The organism is Streptomyces sp. B5E4 (assembly GCF_039871555.1).
Classification (GTDB): domain Bacteria; phylum Actinomycetota; class Actinomycetes; order Streptomycetales; family Streptomycetaceae; genus Streptomyces.
Window position 1 is genome coordinate 69,099 of record NZ_JBDPMI010000025.1, and the last position, 19,832, is coordinate 88,930.

Here is a 19,832-nt window from a genome sequence, read left to right on the forward strand (position 1 = left end):
CTCCATGCCCGGCAGCGGGCCCGGCAGAAGGGCCGTCCTGCGCGCCGGCGGCGCGCTCGCCTCCGCGTCGGCGCTCGGTGCGCTGGCGGCCGCCTGCGGCCGGCCCGTCGCGGCCGGCGACCCGGACTCCATCAAGGTCGTCATCGCACAGTACACCGACGGCACGCAGCCGTACTGGCGCAAGCTCGTCGCGAAGTTCGAGGACAAGAACCCCGGCAAGAGCGTCAAGCTGCAGATCATCGACTGGGGCAACCTGCAGACCCAGATCAACACGATGGTGCAGACGGGCCAGTTGCCCGACATCGCCAACCTCAACCTCTTCGCCGACTACGCCGACGCCGACCTGCTGCACCCCGCCGAGGACGTCCTCACCCCCGAGGTCTACCGCGACTTCATGCCCGCCTTCGCCGACAACGCCTCCTTCCGGGGCCGGCAGTACGCGCTGCCGTTCCTGGCCACCGTCAACGGCATGTACTACAACAAGGCGATCCTGCGCGAGGCCGGCTTCGACGGGCCGCCGGAGACCCGCGACCAGTTCCTCGACGCCGCCGACCGGATCAAGGCGCTGCCCGGGAAGTACGTCCCGTACGGGCTGGCCCTCGGCATCGAGTCCGGGCACTACGAGTTCGGCACCTGGGCCCGCGCCAACGGCGGCGGCTGGACGGCGAAGGGGAGGTGGGCCATCGACAGCGACCGCAACGTCGAAACGCTCGGCTTCCTCCAGGACCTCGCCAAGCGCGGCTACACCCAGCCCAACCCCGGCCAGACCAACCGCCCCGACGGCACCTGGCCGTTGTTCGCCCAGGGCAAGGCCGCGATGGTCTACGGCGCCTTCGGCGCGCGGGCGTTCCTGGACCTCATCGAGAAGGGCGACGTCGACTACGGGCTCGCCGTGCACCCGGTCGGCCACGGCGCCGAGCCCGTCGCGCACGGGATCCAGGACTACCTGATGGCGTTCAGGAAGTCCGGCAGCCGCGAGCTGATCCGCGACTTCCTCAGCTTCTTCTACCGGCCCGAGAACTACGTGCCGTATCTGAAGACCGAGGGCCTGCTGCCCACGACGCAGTCGGCGGTCGACGTGCTCAAGGACGACCGGCGGGTCGGGCGGTACGTGGGGATGACCGGGCGGGCCCGGTTCGACCCCACCACGCGGCCGGTCTGGGCCGAGCTGCTCGGGGTGATGGGCAACGACCTGGGCAAGGCCGTCAGCCAGAACTCGGCGCCGGAGAAGGTGCTCCGCGAGTTCCAGTCCATCGCCGTCTCCGGGGACTGAACGCCCCGGTACGCCCGGGGACGTTCCCCGTACTCCCCGGGGGACGTCCCCGGGGGCCCAGAAAGCCCCGACGCCGCCGGCCGCGGTACCCCGCCCCGGCGGCGTCGGAACCAGCGTCCGCGGCGGGCGGCCGTCCTCCCGCCCGTCGCGGACCACCGACCCGCGGCTCAGCTCAACGAGAAGTCCGCGATACGCACCCCTTCACCCGGCACCAGATACACGTCCCGTCGCCCGGCCGCGCCCCGCAGCACCGCCGTGACCTCCTCGTACGCGTACCGCGACCCCGTGCTGCGCACCTCCGCCCCGCCCGCCACCGGGCCGTCCGGCGCGTCCAGCCGCACCTGCACCGTGCCCGCGCCCGGCGACTCCTTCGCCACCCGCGCCACGAGCCGCCGTGCCCCGCGCCGCAGGTCGGCGTCCGCGAACAGCAGCCACGCGCCCGCCGACTCCGCGGCGACCGCCGTGCCCTGCGGCTTCGACTCGTCGACCAGCCGCACGCCCGCGTAGTCGTCGAAGTTCTCCGCCCGCGTCGTACGCCGCAGATCCCGCGGGGGCACCGTCTCGCCGTCGACGGCCAGCTCCGCCCGCGCCCGGATGTCCCCGGACGAGGCGCCGACGAGCACGTCGTACGTGCTGCGCTCCACCACCCAGCGCTCCCGGGTGACGTCCCAGTGCGCCAGCGCCGCGCGCGGCAGCGGCAGCGTCACCGTGCGCGTCTCGCCGGGCCGGAGGGTCACCTTGGCGAACGCCTGGAGCTTCTTCAGCGGCTGCTTCACGCGTGAGTCGCGCTGCCGCGTGTAGAGCTGCACGACCTCCGCGCCCGCGCGGCTGCCGGTGTTGGTGACCGGCACGGCGACGGCGTCGCGCAGCAGCCGGGGGCGGCCGTAGCGGAAGGTGGTGTACGACAGGCCGTGGCCGAAGGGGTAGAGCACGTCGCCGGTGAAGTACTGGTACGTGCGCTCGTACTTGATGTTGTCGTACTCCAGGATCGGCGGCAGGCCGGCGGCCGAGCGGTACCAGGTCTGGGTGAGCCGGCCCGCCGGGTTCACGTCGCCGAACAGCACGTCGGCCAGCGAGCGGCCGGTCTCCTGGCCGGCGTGGGTCGTCCACACCAGCGCGGGGACGTGCTCCTGCTCCCAGGTCAGCGTGGTGGGGTAGCTGTTCTCGACCACGACGACGGTCCTGGGGTTGGCGGCGAGCACGGCGCGTACCAGCGCCGACTGGGTGCCGGCCAGGCCCATGTCCTCGCGGTCGTCGGTCTCGCGGGCGTTGATGAACGGCATCGAGCCGACGACGACGATCGCGGTGTCCGCGGCCCGTGCCGCCGCCACGGCCTCGTCGATGCCGTCCCGAAGCGTTTCGAGGGTGTAGCGGGAGGCGTCGGCGGCGGTGCCGAGGACGAGCGCGCCGTCCTCCTCGCGGGCGCGGAGGTAGACGGCGTCGCCCAGCCAGTTCTCGTAGCCCGCGTAGCGCAGCACCACCGTGCCGTCGTCCTGCTCCTCGGGGCGGAACAACTGCGAGACGAACCAGCCGTTGGGCTGGTCCTGGTCGTTGTAGAACTGGCCGTCGCGCATGCCGACGACCTTGCCGTTGGCGACGGCCCGCAGCGTGACGACGCCCTCGCCCCAGCCGAAGACGTCGAACTGCTCGGTCCCGCCCGCCGCCGTCGCGCTCTCCGCCAGCGCCGCGCCCCCGTCGCCGCGGCCCGCGGTGACGTAGCGGCCGGTCACGGCGTTCTTCAGCGCCACGCGGTCGACGCCCTCGCCGGTGGTCACCTCGGCGCCCGCGCCGAGGCGGTCGGTGATGCCCTGCAGCGGCGTGATCGCGTACGGCAGGCTGCCCGAGTACCAGTCGGTGTAGAGGGTGTCGGCCAGCGGGCCGACGACCGCGACCTTCCGCAGCTTGCGGGCGTCGAGCGGCAGCGCGCCGCGGTCGTTCTTCAGCAGCACGACCGCCTCGGCGGCGGTGCGGCGGGCGAGCCTGCGGTGCGCGGGACTGTCGATGACGGACTTGTCGAGGTGCCCGTACGGGCCGCCGTCCGCGGCGAAGTCGCCGAGGCGGGCGCGGATGTCGAGGATGTGCCGCACCGCGGTGTCGACGTCCGCCTCGGTGAGCAGGCCCTTCGCCAGCGCCTCCTTGACGGCGGCGGCGGTCGGGCCGCCGTCGGTGTCGTCGGTGGTGAAGCTGTCGACGCCGGCCTTGAGGATGGCGGCGTCGGCCTCGGCGAGGGTGCCGAAGTACTTCTGCGAGCCGGTGGCCGGGAGGTTGTTGGGGGCCCAGGCGTCGGTGACGTTGAGCAGGGAGCGGTCGGTCCAGGTGCGTACGGAGGCGTTCAGGTCGGTGACCGTGCAGGGGCGGCCGTTGACGAGGTTGTACGCGGTCATGACGCCGCACGCGGCGTCGGCGGAGATCGCCGCCCGGTAGGCCGGCTCCTCGTACTCCTTGAGCACCCGCGGGCGCAGGTCCGAGGAGGTCTGGTCGCGCCGGACCTCGTTGTTGTTGGCCAGGTAGTGCTTGACGAGGGGGGCCGTCTTGAGGTTGTCGGGGTCGCCGCCGGTCAGCCCGCCCGCGTAGGCCGTGGAGATGACGCCGGTCAGGTACGGATCCTCGGAGTAGCCCTCTTCGTTGCGGCCCCAGCGCGGGTCGCGCAGCAGGTTGACCGTCGGTGCCCACACGTTCAGGCCCCAGCCGGCGGGGCGTTCGTGCTGGAGGCCGCGCACCTCGTCGCCGACCGCTTCGCCGACCTCGCGGATCAGTTCGGGGTTCCAGGTGGAGGCGAGGCCGACGGCCTGCGGGAAGACGGTGGCGGGGCCGAGCCAGGCGAGGCCGTGCAGGGCCTCGGTGCCGGTGCGGAACGCCTTCATCCCCAGCCGGGGGATGGCGGGCTGCCACTGGTGGAGCAGGGATATCTTCTCGTCCAGGGTGAGCCGGGCCAGCAGCTCGCGCACCTTGGCGGCGGCTGCCGAACCGGCTGGAGCGGCCGGGGCCGCGGCGGCGGTGCCGGCGAGTGCGGTGGTGAGGGAACCGGCCAGCGGGAGCGCCAGCGGGGCGGCAAGAATCGTTCTTCGTTTCACGTGCGCGACTCCTTGTGATCTAGTCGAAACGCTTCGACTACGCGATGAGTTGCTCCGTTCCGTTCCCCCGAAGGTCCGCCCGCCCCCCGGTCAGCCGGCGCGCGGCGCCGTCGTCGCCCGCCGGGTCAGCCACGGCGGCAGCATCGTCGCCTCCGGCACGTCCTGCCCGTCGAGCTTGCCCATCAGCAGCTCCACGGCCCGCGTCCCGATACGCGCGGAGGGCACCGCCACCGACGAGATCGGCAGCGGTGCCTGCTCGGCCAGCTCGTCCGGGCAGATCGCCACCACCGACAGGTCCTCCGGCACCCGCAGCCCGAGCCGCCGGAACGCGTCGATCAGCGGCTGCACCACCGGCTCGTTGTGCACGACCACGCCGGTCAGCTCCGGGTGCTCGCGGAGCAGTTGCTCCGCCATCGCCTGCGCCGCCGCCGGGGTCGCCTCGCAGGGGTGCACCGTCGACGTCAGCCCCCGCTCGTCGGCCGCCGCGGTGAAGCCCTGCGTGACGCGCTGCGCGAAGCCCGTCCGGCGCAGATACACCTCCGGCGGCGAGCCGACGAGGGCCACGCACCGGTGCCCCAGCTCCGCCAGATGCGTCACGCAGGCACCGCCGGCCGCCGCGAAGTCCAGGTCGATGCAGGTCAGTCCGGCGGCGTCGGCCGGGAAGCCGATGAGCACCGAGGGCCGGTCCAGGGCCCGCAGCAGCGGCAGCCGGGCGTCGTGCAACTGCACGTCCATCACGATGAGCGCGTCGACCAGCGCCGTGTCCGCCACCCGCCGCAGCCCCTCCTCGCCCTCCTCCTGGGTGAGCAGCAGCACGTCGTGGTCGTGCTGCCGCGCCGTCGTCACCACCGAGACCGCGAACTGCATGACGACCGGCACATGGATCCCGCTGCGGAACGGGATGACCAGCGCCAGCACGTTGGACCTGCTGCTCGCGAGCGCGCGGGCACCGGCGTGCGGGCGGTAGCCGAGCTCGCGGATGCTGGACTCGATGCGCTGCCGGGTCTCCTCGGAGATCGGGCGCTTGCCGCTGAGCGCATACGAGACGGTGCTCGGCGACACCCCGGCGTGCCGGGCCACATCGGTGATCTTGACCATCAACTCCCCCTGCTCGACCCGCCGTTCGTTCGAACTGCCGGAGTGCCGGACCTTAGCCCACCTCCGCGACGAGGACGCCGCGGCCCGATTCCGCGCGCACCGTGGGACCGCCGACGACCTCCAGCGCCCAGGGCCCGCCCGCGCCGCCGCCGGAGCCCGCACCCGCCGCCTCCCCGTCGCCCGCCGAGGCCCGTACCGTGCCGCCCTCGCAGACCACCGTGAACACCCGCCCCCCGACCGGCACCCGCACCCGCTGCCCAGGCCGCAGCCCGTACGCGCGCAGTGTCACGCCGTCCGCGTAGTCGTAGTCCGGCCGGTCGTCCACCGCCCCCACCGGCAGCACCGCGCCCGGCCGCACCAGCACCGGCGCGCTCGCGAACCCGTGGCGCTCCCGCACCCACCGCGGCCCCACCACCTCCTCGCCGCTCAGCAGATGCGTCCACGTACCCTCCGGGACGTAGTACGAGACGTCGCCCCCGTCGCTGAACACCGGCGCCACCAGCAGATCGGGCCCGAGCATGTACTGCCGCTCCAGATGCGTGCACGCCCGGTCCTCCGGGAACTCCAGGGCCATCGGCCGCATCATCGGCACGCCCGACTCGTGTGCCTCGCGCGCCACCGCGTCCAGATACGGCATCAGCCGCAGCTTCAGCTTCGTGAACACCCGCAGCACGTCCACGGCCTCCTCGTCGAAGAGCCACGGCACCCGGTACGACGACGAGCCGTGCAGCCGGCTGTGCGACGACAGCAGCCCGAAGGCGATCCACCGCTTGAACAGCGCCGGCGACGGCGTGCCCTCGAAGCCGCCGATGTCGTGGCTCCAGTAGCCGAAGCCCGACATCCCCAGCGACAGACCGCCGCGCAGCGACTCGGCCATCGCCTCGTACGTCGACTCGCAGTCCCCGCCCCAGTGCACCGGGAACTGCTGGCTCCCGGCCGTCGCCGAGCGCGCGAAGACCACCGCCTCGCCCTCGCCGCGGTGCTTCTTCAGCACGTCGAAGACCGTCTCGTTGTAGAGGTACGTGTAGTAGTTGTGCATCCGCTCCGGGTCGGCGCCGTCGAAGTACGCGACGTCGGTGGGCACCCGCTCGCCGAAGTCGGTCTTGAAGCAGTCCACGCCCATGTCGAGCAGCGCCGCGAGCTTGCCCGCGTACCAGGCGCGCGCGTCGGGGTTGGTGAAGTCCACCAGCGCCATCCCCGGCTGCCACAGGTCCCACTGCCACACCCCGCCGTCCGGCTTGCGCAGCAGGTAGCCGGCGTCGCGGCCCTCGGCGAAGAGCGGGGAGCGCTGCGCGATGTACGGGTTGATCCACACGCAGATCCGCAGCCCCCGCTCCTTCAGCCGGCGCAGCATGCCCGCCGGGTCGGGGAAGACCCGCGGGTCCCACTCGAAGTCGCACCAGTGGAACTCGCGCATCCAGAAGCAGTCGAAGTGGAAGACGGACAGCGGCAGATCGCGCTCGGCCATCCCGTCGATGAAGGAGGTGACGGTCTCCTCGTCGTACGAGGTCGTGAAGGACGTCGACAGCCACAGGCCGAACGACCAGGCCGGCGGCAGGGCGGGCCGGCCGGTCAGGGCCGTGTACTTGCGCAGGATCTCCTTGGGCGTCGGCCCGTGGATGACGTAGTACGTCAGCTCCTGCCCCTCAACGCTGAACTGCACCCGCGACACCGCCTCCGAGCCCACCTCCAGCGACACCCGCCCGGGGTGGTCGACGAAGACGCCGTAGCCGGCGTCGGTGAGGTAGAACGGCACGTTCTTGTAGGCCTGCTCGGTGGCCGTGCCGCCGTCCGCGTTCCAGATGTCCACGACCTGGCCGTTCTTCACCAGCGGCCCGAAGCGCTCGCCGAGCCCGTAGACGTGGGTGCCGACGGTGAGCCCGAGCTGCTCGCGCAGATAGTGCCGTTCCGGACCGCCGCCGGGGGTGTCGGTCTCCATGATCGCCATGCCCTTGGGGCCGGAGGAGGTCAGCGGCTTCAGCCCGTCGGCGGTGAGGAAGTCCAGCCGCCAGGGCCCGCCGCGCGTCACCCGCAGGGCGAGGCCGCCGGCGGTGAGCAGGGCGTGCTCGTCGTCGTACGAGACCTGCGCGTGCGATCCGGACTCGGCGAGCCGGAAGCGCGGCCCGGCGTCGGTGCCGCCGTCGAAGTGGGTGAGCGTCACGCCGATCACGTCGGGCATGGGGGAGTGGCAGGAGACCGTCATGACCGGGCCCTTCAGCAGATCGCCGCGGTGCCGGATGGGCTGGGTCGGTGCGTGGACGTCCAGCGTGCCGTCCCCGGCGGTGACGTCGAGCACCTCGACCGGGTAGGCGGCGCGGACGCCCGCGCGCAGCATCCAGTAGCCGTCGGTGAACTTCATGCGCAGCCTCTCGGGGTCACTTGGAGAGCACGTCGTGGGGCACGTCGGGGGCGTACGGGGATCACTTGACCGCGCGGAGTCCACGGCGGGGCCGTGGACAGGCGGGTGAGATGCGGTGGTGCGAGCGGGGTGAGCTGACGCGGTGCGGATGTGCGGACGGGCGCCGCTCCCGGTACCGGCGGCTCCCCGCCGCCTTCGCGCGCAGCATCCAGTAGCCGTCGGTGAACTTCATGCGCAGCCTCTCGGGGTCACTTGGAGAGCACGTCGTGGGGCACGTCGGGGGCGTACGGGGATCACTTGACCGCGCCCACGGCGATGCCGCGGGTCAGGGTCCGCTGGAAGATGAGGAAGAACGCGATCGCCGGCAGCACGCCCAGCAGGGCGGCGGCGTTCGTCATCGTGGCGTCCATGTCCCGCTGCCCCTGGAGCACACCGAGGGCGACGGACACGGTCTGGTTGTCGTCCGAGACGAGCATGACCAGCGGCAGCAGGAACTCGTTCCACGTCCAGATGAAGAACAGCACCATCAGCACGCCGATCGTCGGCCGGCTCACGGGCACCACCACCCGCCACAGCACCTGCCACTTGCCCGCCCCGTCGATCCGCGCCGCCTCGATCACCTCGCGCGGGAAGCCGCCGAGCACCGAGGCCAGCAGATACGTGCCGAAGGCGGACTGCACGACGGTGAAGACGATCACCACGCTCAGCCGGGTGTCGTAGAGGCCCGCCTCCTTCGACAGGTAGTAGACCGGGTAGACCAGCGCCTCCTGCGGCAGCATGTTCGCCAGCACGAAGAACGCCAGCACGTACGGCCGCCCGCGGATCCGCCCGATGCCGATGGCGTACGCGCTGAGCACCGACAGCACCACGGCGAGCACCGCCACCGAGCCGGAGATCAGCACCGAGTTCCACAGCTTCTGGCCGAAGTCGACGCGCTCCCAGAAGTCCGCGAGCCCGTCGAGGTACACGCCGTCCGGCAGGCTCAGCGGCCCGTCGCTGCTGTACTCCTCCGGCGACTTCACCGCGTTCATCAGCACCACGAAGAACGGCAGCACCATGAACGCCGCGCCCACCACCAGCGCCACGAGCACGGGGTACTTCCTGACCGCGGTCACGAGTTCTCGTCCTCCGCCCTCGTCTGCAGCTTCAGGGCGACGACCGCCAGTGCCAGGATGAGCACCGTGAGGACGGTGGAGATCGCGGCGCCGTAGCCGGCCTGGAAGTTCTCGAAGAAGTTCTGGTACGCGAAGTAGGACGGGACGTTCGTCGCCCCGCCGGGGCCGCCGCCGGTGAGGACGTACACCATGCCGAAGACCTTCAGCGCCGCGATCGTGCACCAGAGCAGCACCACCGCGATCTCCGGCCGCAGTTGGGGCAGGGTCACGTGCCAGAACCGCCGCCACCAGCCCGCGCCGTCCAGCTCCGCCGCCTCGTGCAGCGCCGGGTCGACGCGCTGCAGCCCGGACATGAAGATCACCAGCGGGAAGCCGATCTGCACCCACACCATCACGGCCATCACGCTGTACAGCGCCCAGTCCGGGTCGCCGAGCCAGTCCTGCTGGAGCGCGTCGAGCCCCACGGCGCCCAGGAGTTCGTTCAGCGAACCGCTCTCCGGGGCCAGGATCCAGCTCCACACGATGCCGGCGACCGCGATCGGCAGCACCTGCGGCAGATAGAAGCAGGCGCGCAGCACGGCCACCCAGCGGCTGCCGGCGTGCCTGCCGACGAAGTCGAAGAGCGCCGACGCCAGCACCAGCCCGAGCGCGGTCGGGATCAGCGCCATCGCCGCGACCATGGCCAGGCTGTGCCGGAAGGACTCGCGGAAGTCGTCGTCGCCGAGGAGCCGGTCGTAGTTCTGAAGACCGGTGAACTCCGGCGTGCCGACGCCGCTCCAGTCGGTGAAGCTGATCCCGGTGTTCATCGCGAACGGCACGACGATGACGACGAGGAACGCCAGCGCGCCGGGCAGCAGGAAGAGCGCGTACGAGCCCTCGGTGGACGGCCGGCGCGCACGGCCGCCGCGGCTTGTGCGCCACCGCCGGCGGGAGGGGGTTCCGCTCCCGCCGGCGGGGCGAGCCGCGTCCTTGGAGACGACGGCCGTCATTCCTGGAGCACGTTCTCGTCGTACTCGGCCTGGAGCGACTCCAGCACGTCGCCCGGCTCCGCGCTGCCGGTGAGGAGCTTCTGCGTCTCGGAGGTCATCGAGTCGTAGAAGCCGTTGGCCGGCCAGTCGGGGTAGTAGGCGAGGCCGTCGTTCCCGGCGAGGGTCGTGTAGTCCTCGATGAGGGCCTTCGACTGCGGGTCTTTGATCGCGGCCGCGTCGGCCGCGACGGGGACGCCGCCGTTGTCGCCCAGGACGTTCTGGATGCCCTTCTTCATCGTGATGTCGATGAAGTCGTACGCCAGCTCCTTGTTCTCGGCGCCCTCCGGGACCACCCACAGGTTGCCGCCGGAGCCGAGGGTCAGGTCGCTGCCGGGCCACAGGAAGGTGTCCCAGCCGAACTTCTGGATCTCCGCCTGGAAGCGGCCGAACCACCAGCTTCCGGAGAAGAGCATCGGGTGCTTGCCCTGGATGAACGAGACGCCGGCGTCCTCGGCCTTGGTGCCGGAGGAGTTCTCGGCGAGGTAGCCCTTGTCGACCCAGTCGGCGAAGGTCTCGGCGGCGTACGTCCAGGCCGCGTCGGAGAAGTCGGTCTCGCCCTCCATCTGGAAGGAGTCGACCCACGCCTTGTCGGCCCGGCTGAGGGCGAGCTGGTAGAGGTACTGCTGCGCCATGTACTCGGCACCGGCGTTGGCGAAGGGGGTGATGCCGGCGTCCTTGAACGTCGCGAGCGCGTCCTCCAGCTCCGCGAACGTCGTCGGGACCTCGACGCCGTGCTCCGCGAAGAGGTCCTTGTTGAAGTAGACCATCGTGAACTCGGCGTAGTTGGGGATGCCGTACCAGGCGCCGGAGCCCATGACGCCGCTCTCGTCGTACCGGCTGGTGGTCGCCACGGTCGGCGGCACGGCGTCGGCCCAGCCGCGCTTCTCCGCCTCGGCGGTGAGGTCGGTCAGCAGGCCCTGGCGGGAGAGCTGGCCGGTGGTGGCGTTGCCCTTGTTGTACTCCATGAGGTCTGGCGCCTGGTCGGAGTTGAGGACCTGCGGGGCGGTCTTCTGGATCTGCTCGAAGCCCTTCTCCTCGAACTCGACCTTCACCCCCGGGTGGCTGTCCTCGAACTCCGTGACGGCCTCGGCCCACGCCTTGCCCATGGCGCTGTCGGGGCCCTCGTAGTGCCAGAGCCGGAGGGTCTTGCCGTCGCCGGAACCGCCGTCGTCGGAGCCGCCGCACGCGGCGAGCGTGCTCAGCGACAGGGCTCCCGCCAGGGCGGCAGCCAGCAGGCGCGCCCTTCTCCGTGCCTTCAACATCCACTGCCTCCGGGAGAGTCGTTCTCGTCGAATCGGTTCGATGAGAGGTGTCGAAGCGCTTCGACGGAGGAACGTAGGGAGGACCCGGCAGTATGTCAATGGCGTTGACAAATTGTTTCGGCGAACGGCACCGGCGAACGGCGGTGGCGGGCGGGCCGGGGGTGTGCCGAGGGCCGGCACACCCCCGGGCCGTCAGACGTCAGCCCCGGCCGCACGCACGATGATCTTGCCCCGGTTCTCGCCGCGGAGCATCCCCAGGAACCCGTCGACGATGCCGTCGAAGCCGTCGACCACGGTCTCGTCGAGGGTGACCCGGCCGCTCTGCAGATGCGGCACGACGAACGCGTACAGCTCCTCCTGCACGTCGGCGTAGTTGCGGACCAGGAAGCCCTCCATGCGCAGGCTCTTCTCGACGATGTCGGGAAGGTTGCGCAGGGCGTGGGGCGTGCCGGTGGCGTTGTACTGGGCGATCGTGCCGATCCGTACGATCCGTCCGTACTCGCGCAGCGAGGAGATCGCCGCTTCGAGGTGCTCGCCGCCGACGTTGTCCATGTAGACGTCGACCCCGTCGGGCGCCGCCCCGGCAAGCAGCTCGGCCACCGGACCCGCGTGGTAGTCGAACACCTCGTCGTAGCCGACGTGCTCGGTCAGATAGGCGGCCTTCGCCGACGTGCCCGCACTGCCGACCAGCCGCCCCGCCCCCATCAGCCGGGCGAGCCGCCCCGTGGCCGTGCCCACGCCGCCGGCCGCCGCCGAGACGAACACGTCCTGGCCCTCCTGAAGTCCGGCGATGCGGGTCAGACCGACGTAGGCGGTCAGGCCGGTGCCGCCGAGGATGCTCAAGTGCGCGGAGAGCGGCACGCCGTCGAAGCGGGGGACGGGGCGCGCCTGTTCGGTGGTGACGACGGCGTGGGTGCGCCAGCCCTGCCGGTGGAAGACGATCCCGCCCTCGCGGAGCGACGGATGGCGGGAGTGCACGACCCGGCCGATCGTGCGGCCCTCCAGCGGCGCGTGGAGCGCGAAGTCGCCGTCCATCATTTCGCGGTGGTAGGGGTCCACCGACCAGTACAGGTTCTCCACCAGCGCCGTTCCCGGGCCGGGTGCCGGCATCGCGGACTCGACGAAGGCGAAGTGGCCGGCGGTGGGGAAGCCGTGGGGGCGGGCGGTCTGGTGCACGGTGAGCGCGGTGTCGGTCATGGCGGTGACCGTAAGGAGGAAATACGGACGCCGGGGAGAGGGTTGGGCTCATGGAACGGTCCGATCCATGAAGGACCCTCATGGAAGCAGGTGGGGACCCCGGTGACAGCAGGAGACCTTGCCCCGCACGAGCTCCGCGTCCTCGTGGCGGTCGAGCGCGAGCGCGGGTTCTCGGCGGCGGCCAAGGCCCTGGGACTGACCCAGTCCGCCGTCTCGCACTCCATACGCGGTACGGAACGCAAGGTCGGAGCGGTCCTCTTCGAGCGGGGCCGCAAGGGCGCGACGCCCACCGCGGCCGGTGCCGGCGCCGCCGCCCACGCCCGCAGGATCCTGCGGCTCCTGGACACCCTGGCCGCGGAGGCCCGCGGCGCCGAGCGCGGCACGGTCGCGGGACCGCTGCGCATCGCCGCCTTCCGCAGCGCCGCCCTCTTCCTGCTCCCGCCCGTCCTGGAGCACCTCGCCGACCGCCACCCCGGCATCGAACCGGAGGTGTACGTCGTCCGCGAACTGGGCGTGGGCACCGCGGGGGAGGTCGCCGAGGGGCGCGCGGACGTGGGCATCGCCACGATCGGCTCCCTCGCGTCCCTGCCCGCCGGACTCATCGGCGACGTACTCCTGGAGGAGCCCTACGCGCTGGTGCACCCGGCGGGCCACCCCGCCCCGCGCTCCCTGCCGCTGGTGGACTGGCAGGAGAACTGCGGCTCGTACACCCGCCGGTGGTGGGCCGGGCAGGACTGGATTCCGAAGGCGACCGTCCTGACCGAGGACGACGGAGCCGTGCTCTCCATGGTGAGCAGAGGTCTCGGCATGGCGATCATGCCCGCGCTCTCGCTGCACGAGGCACCCGACGGCGTCACGATCACCGATCTCGGACCCGGACGCCCCACCCGCTCCGTGGGCTACCTCACCACCCCGGAGCTGGCGGCCGGCGGCTCCGTCCGCGCCCTGATCCGCGCACTCAGAGCGGTCGCCGGTGCCGGCTCCGTTCCCGGGCCTCCGCAGCGTCCGGTGCGTGCCGGCTGAGCAGCGTGGTCCGCCCGAACGGGCAGGCACCGGCGGCCGTAGGAGGGGCTAGGGCAGGACGCCCCCGAAGGCCACGCACGCCGGGCTCGGCGCGGCGGCGGTGGCGCCGGTGCTGCGCAGGGCGCCGGAGCGGGTGACGCGGAACGACACCACGTCGTCGCTGTTCTGGTTCGCCACCAGCAGCACGTCGCCGGCGGGGGCGAGGGCGAAGTGCCGCGGCCACGCGCCGCCGGTCGAGGTGGTCTCGCGCAGGTCGAGACGCCCGTCGGCGCCGACCGCGAACCGGGCGATGCTGTCGTGCCCGCGGTTCGAGACGTACACCGACCTGCCGTCCGGGTGCACGGCGACCTCCGCGCAGTAGCTCTCGCCGGTGAAGCCGCGCGGCAGCGTGCCGAGGGTCTGCAGCCAGCGGAACGTGCCGCGCGCCGCGTCGTACGTGAAGGCCGTCACCGACGACGTCAGCTCGCCCGCGACGTAGACGAACCGACCGCTCGGGTGGAACGCCAGGTGCCGCGTGCCCGAGCCGGAGGCGACCTGCATGAACGGCAGCGGGTTCGGCGTCAGCTTCCCGGCCTCCGCGTCCAGCCGCCAGGCCCAGACGCGGTCGGTGCCCAGGTCGGCGCCGAAGACGTACCCGTACGCCGGGTCGAAGGCGACCTGGTGCGGGTGCGGGCCGGTCTGGCGCTCCGGGTCGGGGCCCCTCCCCGTGACGGTGACGGTGTCCGAGACCGGCTGGGGCGTGCCGTCCGCGCCGAGCGGGACGACGGCGAAGGTGGCGCCGCCGTAGTTGGCGACGATCAGGTGGTCGCCGCGCTCGTCGAGCGCGCCGTGGGCGGGGACGCCGGGCACGGGCTGGTCGCCGGTGCGGGTCAGCTCGCCGGTGGCGGTGTCGATGGCGTACGAGACGACGCCGCCGCCCTTCTGCCCGTTCCAGGTGCTCACCTCGCAGACGGCGTAGAGCACGGGCAGCCGCGGATGCACGGCCAGCCACGAGGGGTTGGGGACGCCGGGCACCTCCTGGATCGGGGTGAGGCGGCCGTCGCCGGCCATGCGGAAGGCGGCGAGCCCGGCGGGGGCGCCGGGGCCGCCGGCGTAGCCGCCGACGTAGACGGCGCGGGGGCCGCGGGCTGCCGCCGCGGCGGAGGCGGGCGCCGCGGCCGCGGGTGCGGCCGACGCGGGCGAGGCGGAGCCCAGCGCGGGAACGACGCCCGCCAGCGCCGCGGCGCCGAAGACCGGCAGCATCTGCCGCCGGCTCGGTCCTGTGGGGCTCTCGGTGGCGGGTTCGGATGCGGGGGGCGGGGCGGAGGCGTGCAAGGCGGTGCTCCTCTCGTGGCGGGGACGGTCACCGTTGGAGCGGGGAGGGATCAGGGGATCGGGGAGATCGGGCGGTGCGGGGTGGCGCGGGGCGGTAAGCGAGGTGATAGGGGACTGGTCGCAGTATGCGGCCTCGGCACGGCGTGCCGACCGATCGGGGAACGTGAACCGAGCGGAGCACGTGAACCGGGCGCCGTTCGCGGCCCCTTCGGCGTACGCCACCGGCCCGTGCACCCGACCCGTCGAGGACGGTGCGTGCGCCGCCCGGCCCGGGGTCCCCTGCGCCCCGGGCCGGGCGGCGGCGCCACGGCCGCTACTCGGGCAGCCGGACGGACTGGGCGTGGCGGAAGACGTTCCCCGGGTCGTACGCGGCCTTGACCCGCTGCAGCCGGACGTAGGCCTGCTTGTAGTACAGGTCGTGCCAGGGGGTGTCCGAGGTGTTCCACTGCGGGTCGCTGAGGTCGATGTCCGGATAGTTGATGTAGCACCCGTCGTTGACCTCGTTGGGCACGGGGACGCCGCCGGTGGCCGCGTACACGTCGCGGTACATGTTCCGGATCCAGCCGAGCTTCGCCGCCTCCTCGGACTGCTCGCTCCAGTAGGCCTGGTACTGGAGCTTGATGATCGAGTCCCGCTGCGGCGCCGCGGTCGCGTCCGGGCCGACCGCGTTGACCTGCGCGCCGTACGAGTCGATCGACACCAGCGCGCTGCGCTGGTCGGTCTCGGTGAGGTTCTTGTACATGGCGGATATCTGCTCTTCCGGGAACGCCTGCCGCAGGTACGCCGACTTGTAGTCGCCGCGCCCGCCCCAGCCGGAGCCGCCGAGCTGGCGGGTGGCGACCAGCCACGGCCGCGCCTGCGGCGCGAACAGGTCGGGCATCGCCCGCATCTCGTTCGTCGACAGGGTCGTCGGCTGGGCGTCGCCCATGTGGCCGCCGATGTGGGCGAGGAAGTCGTCCAGCTTGCCCGCCGCGCCGGGCTGGGTGGCGTCGATCTGGGTGGTCATCGAGATCGAGCCGCTGGCCTTCGTGCTGCAGACGAGCATGCTGAACATCCCGGCGTACGGGTTGCCGGGGGCGCTGTACTCCTCGTAGAAGCCGCTGTAGTTGCGCAGCAGCGTGCGGAAGCGGTCCTCGGTGATGGTGCTCCAGGGCCACGACTGCTGGTGCACATACACCTCGCCGGGCGGCTGCGGCAACTGCTTCTCCGGCGCCAGCCGCTCGGTGCCGGGGGCGCGCAGGAAATAGCGGGTGACGATGCCGAAGTTGCCGCCGCCACCGCCGGTGTGCGCCCACCACAGGTCGTGGTGCGGGTCGTTCTCGTCGCTGGTGGCCACGACGGCGCGGGCCTTGCCGGAGGCGTCCACCACGACGACCTCGACCCCGTGGATGTAGTCGGCCGTCAGCCCGAACTGCCGGGACAGCAGCCCGAAGCCGCCGCCCTGGATATGGCCGCCGGCGCCGACGGAGGAGCAGGAGCCGCCCGGGATCGTCACCCCCCAGACGCGATAGAGCTCCATATAGACCTCCATCAGCGTGCAGCCGGGCTCGATGACGAAGGCGCGTCTTTCCTGGTCGTACGCGATGTCGTTCATCGCCGAAAGGTCGATGACGACCTGGGCGTCGGAGTGGTACACGAATGCCTCGTAGCAGTGGCCGCCGCTGCGTACGGCGACGCGCTTTCCTGCCCGTACGGCCTCGTCCACCGCGGCCACCACCTGCTCGGTGGCCGTGGCCACCCGGATCGCCTCGGGATCGGCGCGCCAGCGGCCGTTGCTGCCGGAGACGAAGTCGGGATAGCGGGCGTCGGCGGGGGTGATGGTCGAGGCGGGCACGCCGCGGGCGGCGGCTCCGGCCGAGGTCGCGGCGGCGAGCTGGCCGGTGCCGAGGGCGGCGGCACCGCCCACGGCCGCGCTGGAGAGAAGCACTTTCCGGCGTGAGACGTTGTCCATGAGAAAACTCCCGTCGGCGCAGAGGGAAATGGGCAGCACAAAGCCGGGTGGCACGCATGTGCGTAGGCAGAGGAATTTCGCCGGGGCGGCGCTCGATGCGGGAAGATGTTAATCCGGGGCGACCGGGACGTAAATCCCGGTTTGGGAATGCCCGTATCCAATTCCCTGATACTCGGCGGGAGTTGAGCCGCCGGGAACGGGCTGCGGTGGGGCGTTGCGCGGAGCGCAGCCAACGGAATGTAGCAGACCGCCTGGGAAAACGCCGGGGCCGCGGATCTGCTTCGGGCCGCGGGGCGGCCCGGCGCGTGGAGGGCGGCGGCCGCGAGCGCGGCGGCGGTGGCGGCGAGGAGCGTGAGCGGCGGAGGAGGTGCCCGGCGCGATCTCGGCGTCTGGCTAGAGGATCGCGCGTCGGCGGGCGATGACGGCGGCGACGTCATCGTCGAGCTCGCCGTCGCTGTAGGCGACGAGGTCGCGGTGGAGATGTTTCAGGAGGTGGCGGGGCGTCTCGCCGCTCCACGGGCGGATGCGCTCGGCGAGGGGGTAGAAGGCGCCGGAGCGGTCGCGGGTCTCAGTGACCCCGTCGGTGTACAGCAGGAGCTGGTCTCCCGGGTGGAAGGGGGTGAGGTCGACGTGGAACTCATCGTTCACAAGCATGCCCAGGTTGAGCGGCGGCGAGGGAGAGTCCGCTTGCAGTTCCCGGACCTCGCCGCGGTGCAGCAGAAGGGGAGGCGGGTGACCGCAGGTGAGGGTCCGGACGACCGGTTCGTGGTCCGGGATCTCGGCGAGGAGAGCGGTGATGAAACGCTCAGCGATCTCCGAGCCCAGGACTCCCGGGTGCTGGGAGGCATAGCGGCTGATGCTCGTCTCCAGGCGGCGCGCGAGATGGGGCAGGTCAGGCGCGTCGTGGGCGGATTCGCGGAAGGCGCCGAGCAGAGTCGCGGCAGCCTGGATCGCGGGCAGGCCCTTGCCGCGTACGTCGCCGATGAGCAGCCGTACGCCGTGCGGCGTACGGACTGCCCCGTACAGGTCCCCGCCGATCCGGGCCTCCGCCGCGGCGGCCAGATACATGCTGTCGAGCGTGACGTGCCCGAGGTGGTGTGGAAGCGGATGCAGCACCGCCAGCTGGGCGGTCTCGGCCACTGATCGGACCTGAACCAGTTGATGGGCGCGTCGGGCGAGCAGACGGTTGAGGAAGACGGCGAATACCGCAATCGCCGCGACAGTGGCCAGCTCGGAGTGCGCGGTCACATCCCGTAGCGCATGGAAGTGCACCATCAGGACGAAAAAGATGGCGCACGCGCCCACTCCGGTGAGCACGGTCTCCCACAGGGGCAGCAGCGCGGCAGCAGAAACCATGGCCGTGGCGAGGAAGGCGACCGGCCGGACATCGCTGGGCGTGAAGAGGCCGATGAGTAGCCCGATTAACAGGAGCAGAGGAGGCAGTACATGCAGCGACTTCTCCTGTGCACCAGTCCTGCGCGGGATTCCGCCTTCCTCGGGAGGCCTCGCCACCGTCCGCTCCCCATGGTCGCAGCAGCCTTGGCCCGGAAGCCGGGCAACCGATTTGGTGGACTTTATCACCGTTCGCCCGAAATGCAGCGAGCGGGCCGGTGGTGACGCGCGGGTGTCACCAGGTCACCGCGCCGCAGCCGTGGGGCGGCGCGGCGCGTTGAGGGCGGCGGCCGCGAGCGCGGCGGCGGTGGCGGCGGCGAGGGGGACGGCGTACGCGACGGCGGGCGTCCCGGCCGCCCACCTGCCCGCGGCCCAGCCGCCGGTGGCGGACCCTGCGGCGATGCCGGCGAGGAGGGCGGTGACGGCGAGGGTCATGCCCTCGTTGAGGCGGCCGGCGGGGGTGCGGGCCTGGACGAGGGACATGCCGGTGATCATCGTCGGTGCGGTGGCCATGCCGGCGAGGAGGAGGGCGGGGGCGAGGAGGGCGAGGCGGCCGGTGGCGGCGGCGAGGAGGGGGAGGAGCATGAGGGCGGCCATGGCGAGGACGCAGCGGAGGAAGAGGGGTTCGGGGGCGAGCGTGTCCGCGGCCTCCGACGTCTCCGTGACCGGCGTCTCGGCAACGGACGCCGTGACAGGCGCCTCCGCGACGGACGCCTCCGTGACTTGCTCCTCCGTGACCGGCGTCTTCGCCACCGACGCCTCCGCGACGTCCGAACCCCCCGGGCCCGCGGCGGAATCCGCGTAGGCCGGCCGCCGCGCCCCGTGGACGAGGCCCGCCAGGCACGAGCCCGCGGCCAGCAGCGCGAGGATGCCGCCCGCCGCGGCCGGGCGCCCCAGCCGGTCCGCGTACGCGATCGTGACCACCTCCATCGACCCGAACACCGCCCCCGCGCAGCCGAACGCCGCCAGCAGCGGCGGAAACCCGGGCCGGCGCAGCGGCGACCGCGCCCGCTCGCCCGGCGCGCGCGGCCGGGGCGGGGGCTCGGTGGCGCGCTGGGCGGCGAAGAGGAGGATGCCGCCCATCAGCAGGACGGCGCCGGTGACCGTGCCCGCCTCGGGGAAGGCCGTGGTGCACAGGAGGGCGGCGAGGACGGGTCCCGTCATGAAGCAGAGTTCGTCGGCGGCCTGTTCGAAGGAGTTGGCGGTGTGCAGGGCGGTGGCGTTGCCGGGGGCGGGGCCGCGGAAGGCGTGGGCCCAGCGGGCGCGGGACATGCCGCCGGTGTTGGGGGTGGTGGCGGTGAGGACGTAGGCGGCGAAGAGCGTCCACGCCGGGGCGCGGAGGTGGACGCAGAGCGCGAGCACGAGCGAGCCGAGCGCGGCGATCGCCGCCGCGGGCAGGGCGATACGGGCCTGGCCGCGCCGGTCGACGAGCCGCGCGGTGAGCGGCCCGACGACGGCCGTGGCGGCGAGCCCGGCGGCGGGGACGGCGCCGGCGAGGGCGTACGAGCCGTAGCGCTCGGCGATCATGATGACGGCGCTGACGGAGAACATGCCCATGGGCAGCCGGGCGACGAGGTTGCCCGCGGTGAAGGCGCGGGCGCCGGGGACGGCGAAGAGCCGGCGGTAGGGGGCGAGGAGGTGCCGCGGGGAGCGTATGGGCATGCGGGAAAGGCTGGCCGCGGGCGGCCGCGGGGGTCCAACACCTGATCGCTGGCCATTCACGCGCGTACGTTGTGAAATGGCCGG

General features: G+C 72.4%; 13 protein-coding genes. 2 read left to right on the forward strand and 11 right to left on the reverse strand.

Features of this window, described 5'->3' with window-relative positions; translation table 11 throughout:
- The first annotated feature begins 4 nt into the window (after window positions 1–4).
- Window positions 5–1,273 carry an extracellular solute-binding protein gene (locus ABGA99_RS26845; protein WP_347580066.1) on the forward strand — a complete coding sequence of 423 codons (1,269 nt, stop codon included), beginning with the start codon at window positions 5–7 and terminating at the stop codon, window positions 1,271–1,273.
- Between the two features lie 167 nt (window positions 1,274–1,440).
- Here ABGA99_RS26845 and ABGA99_RS26850 read toward each other — a convergent pair whose 3' ends face one another.
- From ABGA99_RS26850 to ABGA99_RS26880, 7 genes are all read right to left on the reverse strand, one after another.
- Window positions 1,441–4,347, reverse strand: a complete 2,907-nt coding sequence (locus tag ABGA99_RS26850; protein ID WP_347583605.1) for a glycoside hydrolase family 3 C-terminal domain-containing protein — start codon at window positions 4,345–4,347, stop codon at window positions 1,441–1,443.
- 90 nt (window positions 4,348–4,437) lie between these two features.
- Window positions 4,438–5,445, reverse strand: a complete 1,008-nt coding sequence (locus tag ABGA99_RS26855; protein WP_347580064.1) for a LacI family DNA-binding transcriptional regulator — start codon at window positions 5,443–5,445, stop codon at window positions 4,438–4,440.
- Window positions 5,446–5,497: 52 nt separating this feature from the next.
- Complete coding sequence (gene yicI, locus ABGA99_RS26860; protein WP_347583606.1) at window positions 5,498–7,804, reverse strand: alpha-xylosidase; 2,307 nt, start codon at window positions 7,802–7,804, stop codon at window positions 5,498–5,500.
- Window positions 7,805–8,097: 293 nt separating this feature from the next.
- Window positions 8,098–8,862: a carbohydrate ABC transporter permease gene (locus ABGA99_RS26865; protein WP_347580114.1), complete on the reverse strand. Its 765-nt coding sequence runs from the start codon at window positions 8,860–8,862 to the stop codon at window positions 8,098–8,100.
- A 53-nt stretch (window positions 8,863–8,915) separates the two neighbouring features.
- Window positions 8,916–9,908 (reverse strand): sugar ABC transporter permease, encoded by a 993-nt coding sequence (locus ABGA99_RS26870; RefSeq protein ID WP_347583607.1) that lies wholly within the window; start codon window positions 9,906–9,908, stop codon window positions 8,916–8,918.
- Window positions 9,905–11,209 carry an extracellular solute-binding protein gene (locus ABGA99_RS26875; RefSeq protein WP_347580061.1) on the reverse strand — a complete coding sequence of 435 codons (1,305 nt, stop codon included), beginning with the start codon at window positions 11,207–11,209 and terminating at the stop codon, window positions 9,905–9,907. Before ABGA99_RS26875 ends, ABGA99_RS26870 begins: the two co-directional genes overlap by 4 nt.
- A gap of 192 nt (window positions 11,210–11,401) precedes the next feature.
- Entirely contained in the window at window positions 11,402–12,406 is a 1,005-nt protein-coding gene (locus tag ABGA99_RS26880) for an NADP-dependent oxidoreductase (protein WP_347583608.1), read from the reverse strand.
- Between the two features lie 102 nt (window positions 12,407–12,508).
- Here ABGA99_RS26880 and ABGA99_RS26885 point away from each other — a divergent pair, with 102 nt between their 5' ends.
- Entirely contained in the window at window positions 12,509–13,429 is a 921-nt protein-coding gene (locus ABGA99_RS26885) for a LysR family transcriptional regulator (protein WP_347583609.1), read from the forward strand.
- A 48-nt stretch (window positions 13,430–13,477) separates the two neighbouring features.
- On the opposite strand, the gene ABGA99_RS26890 is transcribed toward ABGA99_RS26885, so the two are convergent.
- From ABGA99_RS26890 to ABGA99_RS26905, 4 genes are all read right to left on the reverse strand, one after another.
- Window positions 13,478–14,743 (reverse strand): lactonase family protein, encoded by a 1,266-nt coding sequence (locus ABGA99_RS26890; protein WP_347580058.1) that lies wholly within the window; start codon window positions 14,741–14,743, stop codon window positions 13,478–13,480.
- A 313-nt stretch (window positions 14,744–15,056) separates the two neighbouring features.
- Window positions 15,057–16,694, reverse strand: coding sequence for an FAD-binding protein (locus ABGA99_RS26895; protein WP_347580057.1), 1,638 nt, complete (start codon window positions 16,692–16,694; stop codon window positions 15,057–15,059).
- Between the two features lie 393 nt (window positions 16,695–17,087).
- The gene (locus tag ABGA99_RS26900) at window positions 17,088–18,206 is read right to left on the reverse strand and encodes a PP2C family protein-serine/threonine phosphatase (protein WP_347580056.1); all 1,119 of its coding nucleotides are present in this window, start codon (window positions 18,204–18,206) and stop codon (window positions 17,088–17,090) included.
- 123 nt (window positions 18,207–18,329) lie between these two features.
- Window positions 18,330–19,748 (reverse strand): MFS transporter, encoded by a 1,419-nt coding sequence (locus ABGA99_RS26905; RefSeq protein ID WP_347580055.1) that lies wholly within the window; start codon window positions 19,746–19,748, stop codon window positions 18,330–18,332.
- Window positions 19,749–19,832 lie beyond the last annotated feature (84 nt).

What these genes read in the sequence shown, in the direction of transcription:
- ABGA99_RS26905 (WP_347580055.1), bottom strand. Translation starts at nt 19,748, where the DNA reads ATGCCCATACGCTCCCCGCGGCACCTCCTCGCCCCCTACCGCCGGCTC.
- yicI (WP_347583606.1), bottom strand. Translation starts at nt 7,804, where the DNA reads ATGAAGTTCACCGACGGCTACTGGATGCTGCGCGCGGGCGTCCGCGCC.
- ABGA99_RS26895 (WP_347580057.1), bottom strand. Translation starts at nt 16,694, where the DNA reads ATGGACAACGTCTCACGCCGGAAAGTGCTTCTCTCCAGCGCGGCCGTG.
- ABGA99_RS26855 (WP_347580064.1), bottom strand. Translation starts at nt 5,445, where the DNA reads ATGGTCAAGATCACCGATGTGGCCCGGCACGCCGGGGTGTCGCCGAGC.
- ABGA99_RS26880 (WP_347583608.1), bottom strand. Translation starts at nt 12,406, where the DNA reads ATGACCGACACCGCGCTCACCGTGCACCAGACCGCCCGCCCCCACGGC.
- ABGA99_RS26845 (WP_347580066.1), top strand. Translation starts at nt 5, where the DNA reads ATGCCCGGCAGCGGGCCCGGCAGAAGGGCCGTCCTGCGCGCCGGCGGC.
- ABGA99_RS26875 (WP_347580061.1), bottom strand. Translation starts at nt 11,209, where the DNA reads ATGTTGAAGGCACGGAGAAGGGCGCGCCTGCTGGCTGCCGCCCTGGCG.
- ABGA99_RS26865 (WP_347580114.1), bottom strand. Translation starts at nt 8,862, where the DNA reads ATGGTGCTGCCGTTCTTCGTGGTGCTGATGAACGCGGTGAAGTCGCCG.
- ABGA99_RS26870 (WP_347583607.1), bottom strand. Translation starts at nt 9,908, where the DNA reads ATGACGGCCGTCGTCTCCAAGGACGCGGCTCGCCCCGCCGGCGGGAGC.